Origin of the sequence: Marinobacter sp. R17, assembly GCF_003789045.1 — a bacterium.
Classification (GTDB): domain Bacteria; phylum Pseudomonadota; class Gammaproteobacteria; order Pseudomonadales; family Oleiphilaceae; genus Marinobacter_A; species Marinobacter_A mangrovi.
The window spans coordinates 68,735-88,391 of the sequence record NZ_RHGZ01000002.1 but is presented as its reverse complement, the minus strand read 5'-3'; the positions used below and the strand labels follow the sequence as shown (position 1 = coordinate 88,391).

Annotated in this window: 18 protein-coding genes; 9 read left to right on the top strand and 9 right to left on the bottom strand. The window is 62.6% G+C overall.

The features are described from left to right. Nucleotide 1: 1 nt before the first annotated feature. Nucleotides 2–478 (top strand): DUF6586 family protein, encoded by a 477-nt coding sequence (locus EB809_RS02375; RefSeq protein WP_123633189.1) that lies wholly within the window; start codon nucleotides 2–4, stop codon nucleotides 476–478. Nucleotides 479–564: 86 nt separating this feature from the next. Next, entirely contained in the window at nucleotides 565–831 is a 267-nt protein-coding gene (locus EB809_RS02370) for a hypothetical protein (RefSeq protein WP_123633187.1), read from the top strand. Nucleotides 832–1,115: 284 nt separating this feature from the next. Here EB809_RS02370 and EB809_RS02365 read toward each other — a convergent pair whose 3' ends face one another. The 4 genes from EB809_RS02365 to EB809_RS02350 form a co-directional block, all read right to left on the bottom strand. Next, a complete protein-coding gene (locus EB809_RS02365) occupies nucleotides 1,116–1,643 on the bottom strand; it encodes a cell division inhibitor SulA (RefSeq protein WP_123633185.1) in 528 nt (175 codons plus the stop codon). A gap of 32 nt (nucleotides 1,644–1,675) precedes the next feature. Further along, nucleotides 1,676–2,284: a transcriptional repressor LexA gene (lexA, locus tag EB809_RS02360; RefSeq protein WP_123633183.1), complete on the bottom strand. Its 609-nt coding sequence runs from the start codon at nucleotides 2,282–2,284 to the stop codon at nucleotides 1,676–1,678. Nucleotides 2,285–2,384: 100 nt separating this feature from the next. Continuing rightward, entirely contained in the window at nucleotides 2,385–2,657 is a 273-nt protein-coding gene (locus EB809_RS02355; protein ID WP_123633181.1) for an acylphosphatase, read from the bottom strand. Nucleotides 2,658–2,839: 182 nt separating this feature from the next. Further along, nucleotides 2,840–3,328, bottom strand: coding sequence for a DUF6231 family protein (locus EB809_RS02350; protein ID WP_123633180.1), 489 nt, complete (start codon nucleotides 3,326–3,328; stop codon nucleotides 2,840–2,842). Nucleotides 3,329–3,602: 274 nt separating this feature from the next. Between EB809_RS02350 and EB809_RS02345 the strand changes: the two genes are divergently transcribed. Both EB809_RS02345 and EB809_RS02340 read left to right on the top strand, forming a co-directional pair. After that, nucleotides 3,603–4,601, top strand: a complete 999-nt coding sequence (locus EB809_RS02345) for an amidoligase family protein (protein ID WP_123633178.1) — start codon at nucleotides 3,603–3,605, stop codon at nucleotides 4,599–4,601. Then, entirely contained in the window at nucleotides 4,577–5,293 is a 717-nt protein-coding gene (locus tag EB809_RS02340) for a gamma-glutamyl-gamma-aminobutyrate hydrolase family protein (RefSeq protein ID WP_123633176.1), read from the top strand. Before EB809_RS02345 ends, EB809_RS02340 begins: the two co-directional genes overlap by 25 nt. A 1-nt stretch (nucleotide 5,294) precedes the next feature. Here EB809_RS02340 and EB809_RS02335 read toward each other — a convergent pair whose 3' ends face one another. Further along, nucleotides 5,295–5,498, bottom strand: coding sequence for a hypothetical protein (locus EB809_RS02335; RefSeq protein ID WP_123633174.1), 204 nt, complete (start codon nucleotides 5,496–5,498; stop codon nucleotides 5,295–5,297). 167 nt (nucleotides 5,499–5,665) lie between these two features. On the opposite strand from EB809_RS02335, the gene EB809_RS02330 reads away from it, so the two are divergent. Next, the gene (locus tag EB809_RS02330; RefSeq protein WP_123633172.1) at nucleotides 5,666–6,367 is read left to right on the top strand and encodes an SIMPL domain-containing protein; all 702 of its coding nucleotides are present in this window, start codon (nucleotides 5,666–5,668) and stop codon (nucleotides 6,365–6,367) included. Nucleotides 6,368–6,387: 20 nt separating this feature from the next. Here the strand turns inward: EB809_RS02330 and EB809_RS02325 are convergent, their stop codons facing one another. The 3 genes from EB809_RS02325 to trhA all read right to left on the bottom strand — a co-directional run bounded on the left by EB809_RS02325 (nucleotide 6,388) and on the right by trhA (nucleotide 12,581). Next, complete coding sequence (locus EB809_RS02325) at nucleotides 6,388–10,056, bottom strand: translocation/assembly module TamB domain-containing protein (protein WP_123633170.1); 3,669 nt, start codon at nucleotides 10,054–10,056, stop codon at nucleotides 6,388–6,390. Further along, entirely contained in the window at nucleotides 10,053–11,798 is a 1,746-nt protein-coding gene (locus tag EB809_RS02320; protein ID WP_223807779.1) for an autotransporter assembly complex protein TamA, read from the bottom strand. Before EB809_RS02320 ends, EB809_RS02325 begins: the two co-directional genes overlap by 4 nt. A 105-nt stretch (nucleotides 11,799–11,903) precedes the next feature. After that, nucleotides 11,904–12,581, bottom strand: coding sequence for a PAQR family membrane homeostasis protein TrhA (gene trhA, locus EB809_RS02315; RefSeq protein WP_203140613.1), 678 nt, complete (start codon nucleotides 12,579–12,581; stop codon nucleotides 11,904–11,906). A 261-nt stretch (nucleotides 12,582–12,842) separates the two neighbouring features. Between trhA and EB809_RS02310 the strand changes: the two genes are divergently transcribed. The 4 genes from EB809_RS02310 (at nucleotide 12,843) to EB809_RS02295 (ending at nucleotide 18,128) form a co-directional block, all read left to right on the top strand. Beyond that, the gene (locus EB809_RS02310; protein ID WP_123633168.1) at nucleotides 12,843–14,150 is read left to right on the top strand and encodes an acyl-CoA dehydrogenase family protein; all 1,308 of its coding nucleotides are present in this window, start codon (nucleotides 12,843–12,845) and stop codon (nucleotides 14,148–14,150) included. 22 nt (nucleotides 14,151–14,172) lie between these two features. Next, a complete protein-coding gene (locus EB809_RS02305) occupies nucleotides 14,173–15,381 on the top strand; it encodes an acyl-CoA dehydrogenase family protein (protein WP_123633374.1) in 1,209 nt (402 codons plus the stop codon). A gap of 132 nt (nucleotides 15,382–15,513) precedes the next feature. Then, nucleotides 15,514–16,521, top strand: coding sequence for a hypothetical protein (locus tag EB809_RS02300; protein WP_123633373.1), 1,008 nt, complete (start codon nucleotides 15,514–15,516; stop codon nucleotides 16,519–16,521). Between the two features lie 131 nt (nucleotides 16,522–16,652). Then, complete coding sequence (locus EB809_RS02295; protein WP_123633166.1) at nucleotides 16,653–18,128, top strand: amidase; 1,476 nt, start codon at nucleotides 16,653–16,655, stop codon at nucleotides 18,126–18,128. Nucleotides 18,129–18,201: 73 nt separating this feature from the next. Here the strand turns inward: EB809_RS02295 and EB809_RS02290 are convergent, their stop codons facing one another. Next, complete coding sequence (locus EB809_RS02290) at nucleotides 18,202–19,524, bottom strand: acetyl-CoA C-acetyltransferase (protein WP_123633164.1); 1,323 nt, start codon at nucleotides 19,522–19,524, stop codon at nucleotides 18,202–18,204. Nucleotides 19,525–19,657: the final 133 nt, after the last annotated feature.

Genomic DNA, 19,657 nt, shown 5'->3' with positions numbered 1-19,657 from the left:
CATGGCGTCACAATGGCCGTCATTCACCAGACAGAAGCTGTTTCTGGCCAGCACCCTGTTCCGGCTTGCCGAGCAGCAGGAACACGCCGTTGAGCGGGAAGCCAGCATTCAGGGCGGGATTGCCCTGTTGGCCGAATCACGCCAGGCCCTGCTGCGAGTCATTGCCGACATCTACCAGGCGCGCCAGCAGGCACCACAAAGCCTGGACGCCCTCGCAGACAGCATTGGCGGTGATCGTGCCGAGGTGGAAGAACTGAAACGCCTGGCTATGGAACACGGCTCCTGGTGGCAACAGATCGAACAGTTGCTCAGTGAGCAACAGAGACCGACAGAGCGCAAGGCGCCAACCGAGCAGGAAAACATGATTGCGATTGCGTCCCAGAATGGGCCGGATCGCGCGCTGCCGGCACTGCAGGAAACCGCCGCCGGCATGAAAACGTATCTGGAAATGGTCGTGGAGCGTCATGACGAGTGGTGACCAATCACTCTCCCCATGCCATGACGCGGCGACAACGAACACACTGATTTGAAAAGGCCAATGGCCTTCAGGATAAGGCAGTCTATATGTCCACATCGATTCTGGAAATTGTCGAACTTCCCGATGGTGACTTTGCCCTGCGCCGGGCGGACGACGAAACCACACCGCTGGTGCGTATTTCTTTCTCCCAGGAAGCACGGGACATGATGGAAGATCGCGACCTGTCTGTCGCCAAGGCGATGATGACCGCCGGTATCGAGGCGGTGGGCAATATTGCAGATGCCATCGATTGGGATGATGAAGACGCCGAGGCCGAGGTCGCCAAACCGGTTACCCCCAGAACACTTCACTGACAGGGCCGGATCTTCCAGGCCCTGCTTCTCATCGTGGCGAGTTCAGCGCGGCTGCTCGCCGCACACCACCTCCCCCGCTCCAACTAACCTGAAAAACGACCCATCCAGAGCATCGGCGACCCGACCACGACGACCGACTAACCGGAACAACAGCGCCTACCATGCTCGACCTGAATGTGCGCGATTCGATTTGCCCACAAGTCGCCAGTAGGCCGGGATCATCCCATCCGAGCGAACCATGATATCCGAATGCCCCTGCGCTCAACGGCCACGCCCGCGAAAGCTTACCTCTGGCGCAGTACGACGCCATGACTGTTGCCCTGCGCTGAAGCCGACTGCAGGCGCTCGAACGCCGGCGCGCCCATAACACCACCGGTCCACATCACGACCGCATGGCACGTTCCGGCCCGCAGAGCACGCTCGGCCAGTGACGACGCATCGTGCTGATCGCTGGAACGCAGCACCAGGATTTCCCCGGCAACGATACCGTGCATCTGCTGCCATTTCTGCATCAGTGCCTGGGGCGGATCAATCCACGCCAGCCAGCGGCGCTCCTGGTTGAGCTGGGTCAGCATGGGCAGGAGCAACTGCATGTTTTCCACCTGCGCTTCCGGCAGGATAATCTCCGTCACATTACCTTGGGGTACCTGAGGCGCCGATGCTCCGCGGGACGACGCGCTCCTCGCGAAATCAACGGATCCGGTCGGGCGGCCCGTCTCCTGGCGACGACTCTGTCGTTCCAGGGCCGGCTCCACAACAGGCGCCGGCATCGGATGACGGGAAAGTGACGGGTTAAAACTGAGCTGCTCCATGGGACACCTCCGAATGCTCGCGTGCCGGGTGGTCAGTGCATATCCGAACGACGGATCACACCCACCCCCAGGCCTTCGATAAACAGTTCCTGCTCTGTGAGATCAACCTCGATGGGGTCGAATTCCTCATTCTCGGCAATCAGGTAGACACGGGAGCCGTCGCGCTTGTAGCGCTTGACCGTGACTTCCTCGCCAACCCGGGCCACGACCACCTGACCGTTATGCACGTCCTGGGTCCGGTGAACCGCCAGCAAATCGCCGTCGAGGATACCGATGTCCTTCATACTCATGCCGCGAACGCGCAGCAGGTAATCAGCGGATGGGGAGAAAAAGGTTGGCTGCAGGGCACAATAGTCGTCAATGTGTTCCTGCGCGAGAATGGGACTGCCGGCAGCGACCTGGCCGACAATCGGCAGGCCCGGATCCTCTTCCGCTTCCGGCAACCGGATGCCACGACTGGCGCCCGGCACCATTTCGATCGCACCCTTGCGGGCCAGCGCCCGCAGGTGTTCTTCCGCGGCGTTTGCGGACTTGAAGCCCAACTCCTGGGCGATTTCCGCACGCGTGGGGGGATAACCCGTCTCGTCGATCGACCGACGGATCACATCCAGTACCTGGGTTTGTCTTGGTGTCAGCTTCATGCCGTTGACCTGTCTTTATATACAGTATCAGCGACTATATACAGTATTTCATCCAGTGTAAAGACGGTATACAGAAATCGGATCCAAGCCCTGAATACAACTATTTGATGCGGAAACCCTGATGGCTCCGGAAGCCGACCGCCTCAACATCCACGTGATCCACCCGAGCCCGCTCAGGGCCCTTGTGAAGCCACTCCACCAGACGATCCAGGGCATCGCCGTCACCGCAGGCAACGACCTCGACACGCCCGTCCGGCAGATTCTTGGCATACCCGGAGAGGCCTTTCGCCTGTGCCTGTTCCTGCGTACTGGCACGAAAAAAGACGCCCTGAACCTGTCCGGAGATCCGGACCCTGATGCATTGCTCGTCCATAGCCACCTCCTGATAACGGCGTGACGCCGCGGGCAAAATGCTGACCCACTGCATCGCCGGCGCCACATTCTTTCCATCGTCCTTACTCTAACGCGGTGCCGGCGCACTGAAAATGCCGCCAAAGAGGACCGAACGCCCACTTCATACAGGATCAGGTCGGCGCGCTCCCGCTTGATGACGGGCTACCAGCGGTATTTGCCCCAATTCTCGGGGTTGGCCCAGAAACGGGGATTGTTCCAGTCCCGGGGTCGGTTGTAGGTGGCGATGTCGTAGGTAAACAGTTCGATGCCGTCGTCCAGAGTCGCATAGCGGGTGAAGGCCAGGCTGATCATATCGTTGAACGACCAGTCATCGTCCGGATGCACGCTGACCGCAACCCGGCGGGCACCCGCGTTGCGCAGCCAACCCAGCAGCTGCCGGGCGTCTTCATGGGAAAGCGTCCCCAGCACGTCGGTCACCAGCGCCAGGTCGACCACTTCAGTCTGACGGGACAGGCCCGTAACAGACTCGCCGCTCAGATCCAGCAATTGCGAGCCGGCATGATCGGCCCAGATCCGACCGATACGGGCTGCCGTATCCCCTGCAACGATCAGGCTCTCGGGTCGGTATTGGCCGATTAGCTGTTTCAGGGTCTGCTCGAGCATGTCGATGTTTACTCCAGTGGTCATCATAGGGTGCGGGGTCATCCCGTCCCGATCGCGCACTACCGGCTCCCGACGCAGGGTAACCCCCTCGCCAGAGCCTCCTTCAGTCTAACAGCCAGCCACTAGCGGCGTCGCACGCTCGGACCGGCAATGACGGTCTGTTAAGCGGCACTCGCCTGAGAGGCTGTGATAGAGTCACCCACAGCGAGTAGTGGCCTGCCTGGCAGGCCTGTAGACGATCGATCGGAGGGTGCGGCAAACGCTGCGACACCCTCGTCCGGCTTTCAGACAAGGAGTGAACATGAGCTCGGATCAGGTAATCCGGATGCCCAGCATCCGCAACAACCGGGACGGCGATGAACGCCGTGTCGGTGTCGAAGTGGAGATATCCGGCCTGTCCTATGACGGTCTTGTCAATCTCTGCGCGGGTTTGCTGGAGGCAGAGCCCCGCCTGGAGTCCCGGTACGTGAGCCGGCTCGACTCGCCGCTCGGCGATTTCACCATCGAGCTGGATTCCGATCCGATCAAGGACCTGGACCTGCAGGACGATCGCCTGCCCGAATCCATCCGGGAGCTGGGCAGTCATGCCATGGAGGTGATCGACGCCGCCGCCGAGCGCATCGTGCCCCTGGAGATCGTCAGCCCGCCGCTGGCCCTCTCCGACCTGAAAACCATGGAGACACTTTGCGACAAGCTGCGTGAAGCCGGTGCCGAAGGCAGCCGGGAAGCCCTGATCTACGCCTTCGGCCTGCAGCTCAACCCGGAACTGCCCGATCTGGAACCGGCGACGATCCTGGCCTACCTGCGGGCCTTCGCCGCGCTCTACGACTGGCTCAAGTCCCGTCACCAGCTGGATATCAGCCGCAAGTTCACCACCTACATCGAGCCCTGGGACACCGATTACGTCGACCTGATCATGCAGCCGGACTACACCCCGGATCAGGCGACGCTGATGAAGGACTACCTGCACTACAACCCGACGCGCAACCGCGCTCTGGATCTGTTGCCGCTGTTCTCTCACCTCGACGATGCCCTCCTGCGTCAATACGTCGACGATGAAAGGGTCAAAGCCCGTCCCACCCTGCACTACCGGCTGCCGGACTGCGATATCGACAACCCGCAGTGGCACTTTTCCACCGTCTGGAACGACTGGGTCCTGGTGGAAAACCTCGCGGCCGATGCCGAACGGCTCCAGTCGCTGATGGCGCTCTACCGTGAGAGCCGCAAGATCAGCTTCAAGAACCTCACCACCAGCTGGAAGGACCGCTGCGACGAATGGCTTACGCAGAACCCGGGCTGACCATCGGGATCAGTGGACCGTCACGACAACGGCTGACACACCGTCTGATGCGCCTTGGGCTGGCGCTTTACGGCGCCCGTAGCGTCTTTATTCGCCCGGGCGCCCGGGTGGACGTCAGCCTGCTCGACGGCCTGATCCTTTCCGGGGGGACACACGTCCATCCGGAACGATACGGCCGCAAGCCGGAAGTGACCGCCCGCTTTGACCGAATGCGCGATACAACCGACTGGCACCTGCTGGAAGAATGTCAGCGCCTGCACTTGCCGGTGCTGGGTATCTGCCGAGGCGCCCAGTTGATCAACGTGTTCCGGGGCGGCTCTCTGTGCCAGAACGTCACACCGCTTCGCGTCAACACGCGACACCGACCCTTGCTGCTGCCCCTGCAGACCGTCCGCCTGGTGCGTGACAGCCTCCTCGGCCAGATCATGCGCGCCACCACCATCGGCGCCAACCGCATCCACAGCCAGGCGATCAAGCGGCTGGGACAGGGGTTGCGGGTGGTCGCGATCGACAACGACTATTTCGTGCAGGCGGTTGAGAGCGAGGAAGGGCAATGGCTTCTGGGGGTACAGTGGCATCCGGAATACCTGCTCTATCATCCGATGCACCGGCGTATTTTCGAATGTTTTGTCGAGCAGGCCAGGGAATACAAGTTACAGCGACTGGGGCGGAGTGAGGGGCCGGTCCTTTAGCTCACAGAGCCAACAGGTATTTACTGAGGACGGACTTGAGCCGACGTAACGTGTCGACATCATGCTCTTCCGCGGCCAGGTTGGCCTCGGCGTAGCGGCGCAGATCGTCGCGGGTGCGGATCGCCGACGGATCGCGGCCGGTGAGCTCCAGCAGGACCTGTTGCTCTCTGCGCGTGAGGCGCACCTGCTGTTCATGAACCAGCATGAAGGAACCTCTGATACTGACTTTGGTCCATTCTCACTCGTGCCGGAAGGCGGAATCAAGGCTTCCGGCTTGACGGCCACGGCAGAAAACGACAACGCCCGATGTCCCAGGACATCCGCTTCTTCGGGGGCCTGAAGCCCCCGATCCGACAACACAAGGAACCATCTATGGTGTTCAATCAACTCGGTATCCACAAGGTCATCCCTCGCCCGCTGTTGCTGGCCCTGGCATTCACTCCGGGTCTGGCCCTGGCCGGCGAAGTCAACGTGACCGGCGAAGGTAAGGTGTCCTATACCCCTGATAGCGTCCGCCTGCAGTTTACCGCACGGGCGGAAAATCCCGACGCCCAGGCGGCGACCCGGGCCGTCAAGACCACCATCGCCCAGTGGGAGGACAATGTCAGCGCCTACCGCAACCAGTTGGACGATTACGACAGCGCGGCCCTGAATCTCTATACACAACGCCTGCCGCCACAAAAGGACGGCGACAAACCGCAGACCCAGAGCGTGGCCGCCCAGTCCGTCAGCTTTACCCTGTCGGCCCTGGACAGCCTCAACCCGGTGCTGCAGGCTGCCCAGGACGCGGGCATGGAATACCATGTCGGCGAGGGCAACTTCTTCCACTCCAACGAGAAATCGCTGGAACGGGAGGCCCTCGGCAAGGCGATCGATGATGCCAGGGACCAGTGCCAGTTCATCGCCAAGCGCCTGAACCAGAGCTGTGGTGAGGTCAAATCGCTGTCCACCAGCTACGGCGGTCGCCCGGTTCCCATGATGATGGCGGAAGCCCGCGGCAAGAGCGGCCCGGTGACCGCCGTTGGCGACCGGGAAGTCACGGTGACGGTCAACGCCACCTTTGAATTGGACTGAAGCCTGCCCACCCGCTGGCGCTAGAAATCGCGGGTGTAGAACAGGTCCAGGGAGGCCGCCAGCCCGCTGGCGGCCTCCAGATAGAAATAGCGCCCCAGATCGTAACGCAGCGCCACGGTCGTAATCGGCTCGAACACCCCGACGCCATAACGCACGGACAGGTCGTCGGTGATATAACCACTGGCCACCACGCTGGCTTCCTCGCCCGAACCCTCGGCCTCCAGCGTCAGATCCCGGATGCCGAACTCCTCGCCCAACCCCCGGGTCAGCTCGTTGGTCTGCGCCAGCCCCAGGCTGAGGGCGGCCTGGCCCACCTGGCTCTGGTCGCCACTGGAGCGGAGCGGACGCCCGAGAATAACGTAGGACAGCGCCTCGGCCTGCGGCATGGACGGCTCCGAGAACACCTCGGCTTCCGGTTCGTCCGCCGGCCCACTCAGTCGCACCCCGGCCACCACGTTGTCGACGGTTCGCACCGCCTCCACGTCGATATAGGGTTCACTGATCGGTCCGACAAACACCAACCGGGCGCGGCGAATCTCCAGTTCCTGCCCATAAGCCTTATAGGTCCCGTCAACCAGCTGCAGCGTGCCCCGGGTATCGAGATTGTTGCCGATGTGCAGCTCCCCTTTGAGGTTGCCCGTCACCCCGAATCCCTTGAAGGTGACCTTGTCCTCACCCACAACGACGGTCACGTCCATCGCGATTTCCTTAACCGCGGACGACTGTTTCTCCTGGCCAACGATCACTTCGTCATCGGAGACAGAGACCGCGGAGGGCGGCAGTTCGCGCACCTCGATGTCGCCCCGGGGAACGCCAACCCGACCGCTGACCGAGACTTTCTGGTCCTTGAAGCTGAACTGGATGTCCGGCGACAGCTCGAGCCGGGCATAAGGCTCATACACCAGCGGCAGGCGATCACCCTTCAGGTTCAGGGCAATGGACGGCTTGCCGCCACGCCAATCGATGTACCCATCGAGGCTGCCCTTGCTGCGTTCGTTGCTGCGCCAGCTGCCATCGACTTCAGCTCGCTGCCCCTTGAAGGCCATATCAAGCGACACGTCCCGGAACGGGATGGGGATCGAGGGATCCAGCACCTTGCCGTTCTGCAGGCTCAGGTTGCCGTTCACCTGGGGGTTGAGCAGCGGACCCGACAGATCCCCCTCCCCGCCAATCTGACCCTCGATGGATTGCAACCCCACGAAGGGCTCAACAATGGCCAGCTGTAAGCCAGACAGGGCGTAATGCCCCTCGATCTCCCGGTTGCGGCTGTTGGGGTCGACGCTCAGGTCCAGGGTGAAGCGTCCCAGTTGGTCGCCGCTGAAGTCGAGGTTCAGGTCGGCTTTGCGTGGCTTCAGCTTTGCGTTCAGTTTCAGGGTGTTGTATCCAATGGACCGCCATTCATCCTGCTGCTGGATGCCAAATTCGCCGGGGCCCGCATCCAGGCTGATTGAGCCATCGGGCCCTTTGTCCGTCATCGTCAGGTCAATCTCGCCATTCATTTTGGCCTGCCAGCGGAAATCGTCCGGCCACAGCGCGGCGAGGCTCTCCATCGGGAAATTCTGCAGCTGGTAGTGGATGCTCTGATCCGGCAGCAGCACCTGATCGTCCGCACACAGGCTGCTGGACTGCCAGCGCCAGCAATGGGCCGCCAGCGTCAGCCGTCCCTTGTCGGTGTACTCGATCGCCGCAGGCTGCTCCAGGCGCCAGGTCTGGTCGGACGTTTTGACACTTGCCTCGGCCAGCGCGCCGGACCACAGCTGGTCCAGGCGGCCCTCGAACACCGTCCTGACGGTGGCCTCGGGATGGGTGAGGTCCAGTGTCACGCGATGTTTCTCTTCCGTCCCCTTCAGCTGCACATCCAGGTCACCAATCACCTGTTCGCCCATGTGCAGTTTGTCGACGGACAGGCTGGCGTCCACCTGTTTGCCGCCCAGCACCGAACCGTTGAGATCCAGGGTAGCCAGCTCCAGATCCTGCCAGGCCAGCTGATGGCCTTTGAGCGTCACTTTGCCCGACGGCGCCTGCGGCGAGCCGGACACTTGCGCTTCACCTTCGACACGCCCGGCCAGCCCCGGCCAGAGCTGGTCCAGTTTGGGCAGGGCCAGCTGCACATCCGCCTGGATCTGATCGGCCCACTGACCGCTCCCGGATACCGTGTTCTCGCCCACCACCAACTTCAGCGGATCCATCCTCCAACGGCCATCGCGACCGTCCAGGTGCCCCCGGGTCGACAGTTTATTCTGGCGCCAGGTCCCATCCAGCTCCCAGTCCGCCTTGGCCTGGAGACCGGACGCCGGGATTGAGCCGGTAGAAGTCACCGATCCACTCAACTGGCCATTAAGCTCAGCGACCCAGAAGCCCGGATTGAACTGGTCCAGATTGAGGTCCGCGTCCCAGCTCACGATATCGCCGTACTGGACCTGCGCCCGCCCGGCCAGCCCGCCGGCGCCGGTATCCAGACGCAGGTTTGAAAGGGTCACCTGCTGCAGGTCACCCTCCGCATTCGTCGCCAGCGTCATGTCGCCGGCGGGCCCCTCTGCCGACGCCTGCAGTTCCACGTTGTACCGGTCGTCCGCGTAGTTGAACGTGGCCTCTGCAGACCGCAGCTTCACCGGCGGCTCTTCGACTCCCGGCAGCAGCGTGTACCAGGGAAACCGATTGATGGCGAGTTTGCCGCTGGCGCTGAGCGCATCCAGCCATTGCACTTCGCCGGTCAGGCGGGCCTGCTGCTGCGAGGCGTCCGGCAAGGCCAGCTGCAGCTCTATATCCCGTGCCCGATCGGTCAGCGCGTTGCCGGTCAGCGTCAGCGACACCGGACCCTCCGTGCCCGGCAAGGTGGCGGAGGAGGTCACGTCAAACCCGTCGTCCAGATTGCCATCCAGCGCCAGCGTCCACTGGTCCAGTTCCAGGGTGGCCGGCAAGCCCGACCAGGGCATGAACCGTTTGCTGTTGAGCTTCAGCGACGCCGGCAGCCCGGGCTCGAACGGCTGCACGCGGCCGGACAGCTGGGCTGCCAGGTAGCCTTCGCTGCTGCCGGTCAGCCGCAAGTCGCGAGCGCTGCCGGCCAGCTTGAGAGCCAGCTTCCACGCCTTGTCCGGCTCCGGCGAAGGCAGAGCCAGTGCCACGTCCAGATCCAGCGGCCAGTCGCCGCGGGTTTCCAGGCGGCCCTTGGCATTCACCTCGACCGCGTCGGTCACCAGCCCGAAATCCTTGATGGTCCAGGCGGCTCCGGACGCGTCCACGGCCAGCGTAAACGACTGCCAGATGGTGCTGTCGTCCACGGCCAGCGGCCCCAGCCGGACATCACCGACCGACAGTCCGACCGGCAGATTGATCGACGGCAGTGTGAAGGGTACATCGCTGGATTCCTCGCTGGGCGCCAGACGCACATCAATCCGCTCGGCCAACAGCCGGTCAATACACAGCACGCCGGTGAACAGGCAGCTCGGCGACCAGTCCAGATACACCTGATCCAGATCCAGGTTGACGCCATAACCCTGCCAGTGGACATGGCTGGCCTGCCAACGCCCGAGTATGGCGCCCTGCCCGCCGGAGACGTCCAGGCCGGGTACCTGCTCCAGCAGCCATGCCGTGCCGGTCTCCGAGCGCAATACCAGGAACACGGTAAACAGTGCCAGAAGAACCAGGGCCAGCACGCTGCCGGCTGTCCACAACAGGAACCGCTTCATAGCTCCGGCCCCATCGAGAAGTGCAGACGCCAGCTGCCCCCCAGATCGTCGTCGAGACCCTTGGCCAGATCCAGGCGAATCGGCCCGACCGGGCTGACCCAGCGGATACCGGCACCGACACCGGTCGCCAGTGGATCGTTCAGGCTATCGATGGCATTGCCCCGGTCGACAAAGGTCGCCAGGCGCCATTGATCGGACAGCGGATACTGGTATTCGAGGCTGCCCACGATCAAATACCGGCCGCCCACGGTGTCGCCGTCGGAGTCCTTGGGAGACAGGGTCTGGTAGCCGTAACCTCGCACGCTCTGGTCACCACCGGCGAAGAAACGCAGCGAGGGCGGCACGTCGTCAAAATCATTGGTGGCCACCGCCCCGAGCTGCAAACGACCGAGAAATCGATGACCGTTTCCGACCGTCACCAGCCCCTTGGCCACCGCCAGCACATGGGCAATATCCGCATCGGAAAGAAGCTGTCGGTGGGCCCCGGTGACATCCAGCTGCAGACGATACCCCCGTGATGGATCCATCGGCGAATCCGCCACCAGCTTGGAAAAACTGATGCCCGGCAGCAGCAGTTGACTGCTGTTGGGCTCCTGCTGGCCAATGGTGTAGTTTTCCCGCTCCAAACGAAGCGAAAGCACCCGCATCCACTCGTTATCGAGCTGGTGGCGCCACTGCTCACCAAAGGTGAAGCGCTCGGACTTCACATCCTCTATGTTCTCGTTCTGATACCCGGTGGTGAAACGGATGGCATCGGTCATGGGGGGATCGAGCGGCAATTCGTAGTAGGCACTGACACTCTGGCGCGGCGCCGACAGTTCGGCCTCCGCTCCACGGCGGTGGCCCATGGCGTTAATCCAGTGCTCCGTCCAGGTGCCCCGGAAGCGCGGCCCCACATCGGTGGAAAAGCCGATACCCGCGGCCACCGAGCGAGGATCCCTGGTGTTCAGCCGCACATGGATCGGAACCCGTCGGTCGGTTGCCTCTTCGTGACGAGCATCCAAAATCACCCCGGCAAAATAGCCACTGTTGGAAAGATTGTTGTCGAGTTCGGCGATCTTGTCCGCATCGTAGGGATCCCCGGGCTTGATCTCGACAAAGCCGTCAAGCAGCTGCTCCTCGAAAGTCCCGTCGCCTTCAAAGGTGACGTCACCAAAGAGATAACGCGGTCCGCTCTCAAAGACAATCAGGATATCCGCCGTGCGGGCCTCCGGATCCACCTTGAGCTTGCGCTCGGTGAATTTTCCATCGAAGTAACCCAGCTTGCGGGCCCGGTTGCGGATACGCTGGCGAACCGCCTCATAGGCCCCGTGGTTGAGCACCTTGCCCGGCGCAATCGCGGACAGATCGCCCTTACCGAAATCCGGATCAGACGCTGCATCGCCCTCCACCCGCACCTCGCGGTCGCGGATCTTTACCGGTTCACCCGGTTGGACGGTGAGCTGGAGGTGCGGCGCTTCTCCGGAGTCGTCCACCTGCCACTGGACGCTGGGATCGTAATAGCCCAGGGCCCTTAATGCTTCACGCACCTGGGACTCGGCATGGCTGACATAGCGGCGGAGATCTTCGGCGGAACGACCGTCGACGTTACCGATGTAATTGCTGGCGTTTTCCTGGAGGGCAGGAAAATCACCTTCGACGCGAACCTCGACCTGGCCCGCGCCCAGCGCAGAGGCGGCCCAGAACAGACCTGACAGCAGAAAACCGGTGCATGCACCCAGGCGTAATGCGCTGATCGTCAAAAACGTCTCCGTCCCTAAGTGACCTTTCGAACAGCCGTATGCTACCGAAGATCGGCGTTCCCTGCCTGACTTTCCGGATTACAGAATGGGACGATCAGAGGCGCTTCAAATCTTGTCGTAAAGGACGCCGTAATAGATGGCGAAAAAGTGACAGGCCCCGCCACCGACCACGAACAGGTGCCAGATGGCGTGATTGTAGGGAATCTGCTTGATCAGGTAGAACACCACGCCCAGCGTGTAGGTAATGCCGCCGGCCACCACCAGCCATAGCCCCAGGCTGTTCACGCTTGCCGCCAGCTCGGTGGAGGCAAAGACGATCAGCCACCCCATCAGCAAATAGATCACGATCTGCAACGCCTTGAAACGGTGGCCAAACACCAGCTTCAGGGTAATCCCCGCCGCCGCCAGACCCCAGACGATGCCGAACAACAGCCAGCCGGCTCCATCGCGCATATTCACCAGCAGGAACGGTGTGTAGGTCCCCGCAATCAAGAGGAAAATGGCACAGTGATCCAGCATCTTGAAGATGCGGCGCAGATGGGGCTGACGGGCGCTGTGGTACAGCGTCGAGGCCAGGAACAGCAGGGTCATGCTGGCGCCATAAATGCTGAAGCTGACAATTTTCCAGGGGTCCGCTTCCAGGCTGGCCAGTACGATCAGCACCACCATGCCGGCGATACTGCACAGGGCCGCCAGGCCATGGCTGATCCAGTTCAGCCATTCCTCGACGACCGGGTAGTCCTGCACGCTGCCATCAACGTTGACCGTGGGTTGGGTACTCAAGGATGCCTCCGGAATCTCTTCTCGACGCTCAGAATTTCAGCTTACAACTGTAAGCTGAAAAAGAATGATTTCAAAGGGGGATAACCGAATCGTCACAATGTGACAGGCCTATCGCCCGGCTCGATGTCGTCAATACCGGCACAGTCCGGGTCGCGTTGACCGGATTGCCCTGCCCCGAAGCCCCGTTCGCCAATGGCGGAGGGCCAGCCGCACCACATGATCAGGTTCAGCTTCCTGAACCAACAACAACGGAGATCCAGCATGACGCGCGATCCAATTGGTTTCGCCCTGTCCGCCATGAATCGCCTGGCCGGCCTCCCCCTGCTTGATCGCCTGGGCGTGCGCAAGCCGGTCGAGCGACTGGCCTACCAGGGAACTCGTGTCGGCTTTCAGACGTTGACCGTCGCCAACCGTGAATTCAAGCGGGCCCGGGATCTGTTCCCCCGCCAGCGGCTGCCCGCCCGCCGACCGGGCGACCTGTTCGACCTGAACCTGGACGACGACCAGCAGATGATCGTCGACAGCCTGCGGCGCTTTGCCTCCGATGTGCTGAGACCGAATGCGGCCGAGTGCGATGAGAATGCCGCCCTGCCGCAGGACATCGAGCACCAGGCGCAGGCGTTGGGCCTGAGCCTCTATGCCGTGCCCGCCGAGTTTGGCGGGGTTGCCGAGAATCTGTCGCCAGTGACCAGTGTCCTCATCGCCGAACAGCTCGCCTGGGGCGACCTGGGACTGGCCCAGGCCCTGCTGGCGCCGTTCAGCGTGGCCCAGGCCATCACCCGCTGGGGTACGGCCGAGCAGCAGTCCACCTACCTGCCAGCGTTCTGCGAAGACCAGCCGCCGGTCGCCACCATCGCCATCGACGAGCCGGTGCCCCTGTTCGATCCCATGTCACTTTCGACCCGCGCGACACGCCATGGTGACGACTTCACGCTGAACGGTCTGAAAAGCGGCGTTGTCCGCGCTGGCGACAGCGATCTGTATCTGGTGGCTGCCGAACTGGACGGCGAAGGCCCAAGGTTGTTCCTGATTGAGCGCGGGACCGACGGCCTGGCCTTCGAAGCCGAACCCGCCATGGGTCTGCGAGCTGCCGGGACGGGCCGCCTCCGCCTGGATAACGTGAGGCTGCCAGCCTCCGCCCTGCTGGGCGACGAGGACTTCAACTACAGCACCTTCATCGATCGCGGCGTGTTGCTGCGCTGCGGTCTTGCCGTGGGCTGCGCGCAGGCGGTACAGGACTATGTCATCCCCTATGCCAACGAGCGCGAGGCATTCGGTGAACCCATCAGTCACCGCCAGTCGGTTGCCTTCATGATCAGCAACATGGCCATCGAGATCGAAAGCATGCGACTGCTCACCTGGCGCGCCGCCAGTCGGGCGGAGACCGGTCGCACCTATCACCGGGAAGCCTGCCTGGCGCGGCTGCTCTGCAGCGAGAAAGCCATGGAAGTCGGCACCAACGGCGTGCAGTTGCTGGGCGGTCACGGCTTCGTCAAGGAGCACCCGGTGGAACGCTGGTATCGCGACCTGCGCTCGGCCGCCACCCTGTTTGGCGGTACCCACGCCTGATGCCGTTAAGGAGACTTCGATGATGAACCTGGAAATACCGCGTAAGTTCACCCCGCTCATCAATCAGGCCCAGCAGGTGGCCCGGGAAGTGTTTCGCCCCATTTCCCGCAAGTACGACCGTGCCGAGCACGACTATCCCCGTGAGCTGGACATGTTCGCCTCCATCATGGACGGCATGAACGAAGGCGCCGGCGACGGTGGTGCCGGAGCAGGCAGCCTGGCCCGCGCCGGCGATGAAAACGGGTCGGGCAACCGCAACGGCACCAATATGAAAACCGTCCTGGGGTTGACCGAGCTGTGCTGGGGCGATGTCGGGCTGGCCCTGTCCATTCCCCGCCAGGGCCTGGGTAACTCCGCCATCGCCGCGGTCGCCAACGAGGAACAGTTGGCCCGCCTGGGGAACACCTGGGCCGCCATGGCGATCACCGAACCCGGCGCCGGATCGGACAGCGCCTCGATCCGCACCACCGCCACCCGGGACGGTGACGACTACATCATCAATGGCGAGAAAATCTACGTGACCGCCGGCGAAAGAGCCGATGCCGTGGTGGTCTGGGCCTCACTGGACCGCAGCCAGGGCCGCGCCGCCATCAAATCCTTCGTGGTGGAGAAAGGCACCCCGGGCATGAGCGTGGAACGGCTCGAAAAGAAACTGGGCATTCGCGCTTCGGATACCGCCGCCATTCGCTTCGACAACTGTCGGGTACCGGCCGCCAACCTGCTGGGTGATCCGGAGATCAGCGTCGACAAGGGCTTTGCCGGCGCCATGCAGACCTTCGACAACACCCGCCCGGTGGTCGCCGGCATGGCCATCGGTATCGCTCGCGCGGCACTCGACCAGACCTACGCCCTGCTGGAAAAGTGTGGCCAGCCCCTGACCTACCGCGCCCAGACCTGGACCCAGACCGCGGCCGAACGGGAGCTGCAACTGTTGGAGGCCGAGTGGGACGCCGCCCGCCTGCTTACCCTCAAGGCCGCCTGGATGGCGGACAACGGTCTGCCCAACTCCCGCGAGGCGTCCATGGCCAAGGCCAAGGCGGGGCGCGTCGGCAACCAGGTGACCCTGCGCTGCGTGGAGCTCTGCGGCAGCCTTGGCTACAGTGAAGTGGAGTTGCTGGAAAAGTGGGCGCGGGATTCCAAGATCCTGGATATCTTTGAAGGCACGCAGCAGATTCAGCTGCTGATCATCGCCCGCCGCCTGCTCGGCAAAAGCTCGGCGGAACTCAAGTAGCCGGATGCCGGCGGTCGCCACCGTCGGTTTCTCGCTGGCTGTATGCCGGTGGTAGGCTACGGCGTCGAGCAGTCGTTGTCCGCTGCCCTGGATGGGGCGGAAACGCCCCCATTCATCGGCCAGGCGAGGCGCATGTTTACCATCAATCGAGCCAATCTACGTCGCAGTCACCAGCTGTTCTGGTTCATCGTGGATTTCGTGATGCTGGGGCTACTGTTCCTCAACATCACCTGGATCATCTTCGATTCACTGTATGCGGTCGAAGCGGTCAAGGACCTGCTCTTCCAGTACGCCCAGCCGTTTGCGGAATTCTACCGGCCGATCCACCGCAACTTCATTTTCTATGACCTGATCTTCGTCTGGATCTTCCTGACCGAATTCGTCATTCGCTGGATCTACGCCATTCACAGCAAGCTCTACAGCCGTTGGTATTTCTATCCGTTTATCCACTGGTACGACCTGCTGGGTTGTATTCCGATCGGCTCCTACCGTTTCCTGCGGGTGTTGCGGGTCATCTCCATCGTATACCGGCTGCACAAGTACCAGGTCATCGACTTTACCCAGACCCGCGTCTACCAGTTCCTCAAGTTCTACTACGAGGCTTTCATGGAAGAGTTGTCGGACCGCATCGTCATCAAGGTGCTGTCCGGCGCCCAGGAAGAAATGACCCACGGTTCACCGCTGATCCACCGCATCCAGAACGACATCCTCATGCCTCGTCGGGAGCTGCTGACCCAATGGCTGTCGGAAAAGGTCGCGGAAACCGCCCAGACCGGTTACATCCCCAACCGCGGGGCGCTGCGCCATTACCTGGAAAACTGCGTGGACCATGCCCTGACCCAGAACGTTGAGCTGTCCCGCCTGCGTCAGGTGCCGATGCTCGGTCCCCAGATCACGGAAACCCTGGAAGCCGCCGTGGGCGATATCGTGGCGGAAGTCATCCACCGGATCCTGGAAGATCTGGCGTCGGCCAAGAACCACGCCTTCATTGAGGACATCGTCGGCACCTTCCTCCAGGAAACCGCCGCCCCCGGCGAAGGGCCGAGTGAAAGCGAGCGTCAGATCATCCAGGTGGTCAACGAAATTATCGAGGCCTTGAAGAAGCAGATGGCCATCAAACGCTGGCGCCAAGAGCTGTAATGGTCGAATCGGGCCAAAAGAGGATCGCCGGCGGTCCCACTCGCTTCGCCTAAAGCAATTGCTTTACTTGTCGCTACAGCTTGTCTTTAATGGATGATTCAGAACGTCTTTTTCCGAGGAAGTCATCCGGCATGTCTGATCTCCATTACCACAGTGCGGTCGAACTGCTCGCGGCCTTGAAGTCCGGCGAGCTGACCAGTGAGGCACTCACCCAGGCCCTGATCGCCCGCATCAAGTCACGCAATCCCGACGTCAACGCCGTGGTCACTCTGGCCGAAGAGGACGCCCTGCGTCAGGCCACCGAGGCCGATGCACGGCGCGCCCGGGGCGAGCCACTCGGCCCCCTGCACGGCCTGCCGATGACCCTCAAGGACACCTGGGAAGTCGCCGGCCTGCACTGCGTGGCCGGCGCCCCGGCGATGAAGGATTATGTGCCGCGCCAGAACGCCGACCTGGTACAGCGGCTCGTGGATGCCGGCGCCATCATCCTTGGCAAGACCAACGTGCCGCTCTACGCCATGGACATCCAGAGCTACAACAAGGTCTTCGGCACCACCCAGAACCCTTACAACCCCAAGCACACGCCTGGCGGGTCCTCCGGTGGTGCGGCGGCGGCGCTCGCCGCCGGACTCACACCGTTGGAAGTGGGCAGCGACCTGGCGGGCTCCATTCGCACGCCCAGCCACTTCTGTGGCGTGTTTGGCCATAAGCCCACCCGCCACCTGGTGTCCATGCGCGGCCACATCCCCGGACCGCCCGGGACCCTGAGCGAGCCGGATCTGGTGGAAGGTGGCCCCATGGCCCGCAGCGCCGGCGACTTGCGGACGCTGTTGCCGGTGATTGCCGGTCCGCGCCGACTGGAGCAGCGCAGCTGGTCCCTGTCACTGACGGACAGCCGCCTGGAGAGTCTGGAACAGGCCCGGGTCGGCCTCTGGCTCGACGATCCCCTGTGTCCGGTGGCCGACGAACTGACCCAGGCCTATCGCGCGCTGGGCCGACGGCTTGAGGAACAGGGCGCGCTGGTGGCGGATGCCCGACACAACCTGCTGGATATGGAAACCATCCTGCCGGTTTACTTCAACCTGCTCGGCAGCCTGGTGAGCGCCTCCCTGACACCGAAACAGCGACGCCAGATGGCCTGGGTCGGACGCCTGGAAAAATGGCTGCGACTCTTCCTGCCCATGACCCACCACATCGGCGAATACGGCCGTGCCGTGAACCAGCCCATCCACAGTTGGCTGCACTGGAACGAACGACGCGAAAAAATGCGCGCCGAGATCGATACTCTGTTCGAGGAATACGACGTGCTGTTGACGCCAATAACGCCAACCACGGCGATCGAACACGATCAGAAAGGCGAAGCCTTCAACCGCAGGATCACCGTCAACGGCAAGCCCCGTCCCTACCTCGACCAGTTCTGCTGGATCGCCCTGGCCACGACATTGGGATTGCCCGCCACCTCGGTGCCGGTGGGCCGGTCTCGGGACGGCCTGCCCTACAACATCCAGGTCATCGGGGCACCGGGCATGGACCTGACCACGATTGGTTTCGCGGAATTGATGGAAAAGGCGGGACTGGCAGGGTTCGAGATCCCGAAAGGCTTCTGAACCACCGTCACATCAAATGAAAAGCCCGGCCATTGGCGCCGGGCTTTTGGGTTTCGCGGGGATCCGAAACCTATCAGTCGCGTTCCAGAATGGCCGTTACCCCCTGGCCGCCAGCGGCACAGATGGAGATCAGTCCGCGGCCGCTGCCCCGCTCAGCCAACTGCTTGGCGAGCGTCGCAATGATCCGGCCGCCGGTAGCCGCGAACGGGTGCCCGGTCGCCAGGCTGCTGCCCTTGGGATTCATCTTCGAGCGATCGATGCTGCCCAGCGGCTTATCCCGACCTAATCGCTCTTTACAGAACGTGGGGTCTTCCCAGGCCTTGAGGGTCGACAGCACCTGCGCGGCAAACGCTTCGTGGATCTCGTAGATGTCGAAGTCCTGCAGGGTCAGGCCGGCTCTGTCGAGCATCCGCGGCACGGCGTACGCCGGCGCCATCAGCAACCCTTCCTTCTTGTCGACAAAATCCACGGCGGCCACTTCCGAGAAGGTCAGGTAAGCCTGAACCTCCATGTTGTTGGCCTTGGCCCACTCCTCGCTCGCCAAAAGCACGCAGGACGCGCCGTCTGTCAGCGCGGTGCTGTTGGCGGCGGTCATGGTGCCGTTCTCACGATCGAAACACGGCTTGAGAGTCGACAGCTTTTCCAGCGTGGTGTCCGGGCGCAGGACGTTGTCTTTTTCCAGGCCGGCCAGCGGGGTTATCAGGTCCTCGAAGAAGCCGGACTGGTACGCCGCAGCCAGCTTCTGGTGACTCTCGTAGGCCAGTTCGTCCTGGGCGTCCCGCGGGATATTCCACTCATGCGCGGTGATCTGGCAATGGTCACCCATGGACAGGCCCGTACGGGGCTCGCCGTTTTCCGGGATTTCCGGAACCAGGTGACTCGGACGGAACCGGCCCAGGATCTTCAGGCGTTCGGTGTTGGTCTTGGCCCGGTTCAGGTCCAGCAGGATCTCGCGCAGCCCCTCACCGACGCCGATCGGCGCGTCGGAGGTGGTGTCGGTGCCGCCGGCAATGCCACACTCGATCTGACCGAGGGCAATCTTGTTGGCCACCAGGATCGCCGCCTCCAGGCCAGTGCCACAGGCCTGCTGGATATCGTAGGCCGGCGTTTCCGGAGCCAGACCGGAACTCAGCACCGACTCGCGGGTCAGGTTGAAGTCGCGGGAATGCTTGATGACGGCGCCAGCCGCCACCTCACCCAAACGCTGACCTTCCAGGCCGAACCGGTCCACCAGACCGCGCAGGGTCGCGGTGAGCATGTCCTGGTTGCTGAGTTTGCTGTAGGCGCTGTTGGAGCGCGCAAACGGAATGCGGTTGCCGCCAATGACGGCCACCCGGCGGACGGTCTGCGCGGCCTTCGCCGCTTTCTTCTGTCCTGCATTGCTTGTCTGTGCCATGGGAATATCCTGTTCATCAGTATGATGTGTGGCAGTCTATCGAGACGGGCTTCCCGCTCATTGGCAGCCCTGACAACGGCTCGACCGCGTTGAGTCAATCCAAAGCCGGCCAGTTTTCATACCATACGGGAAA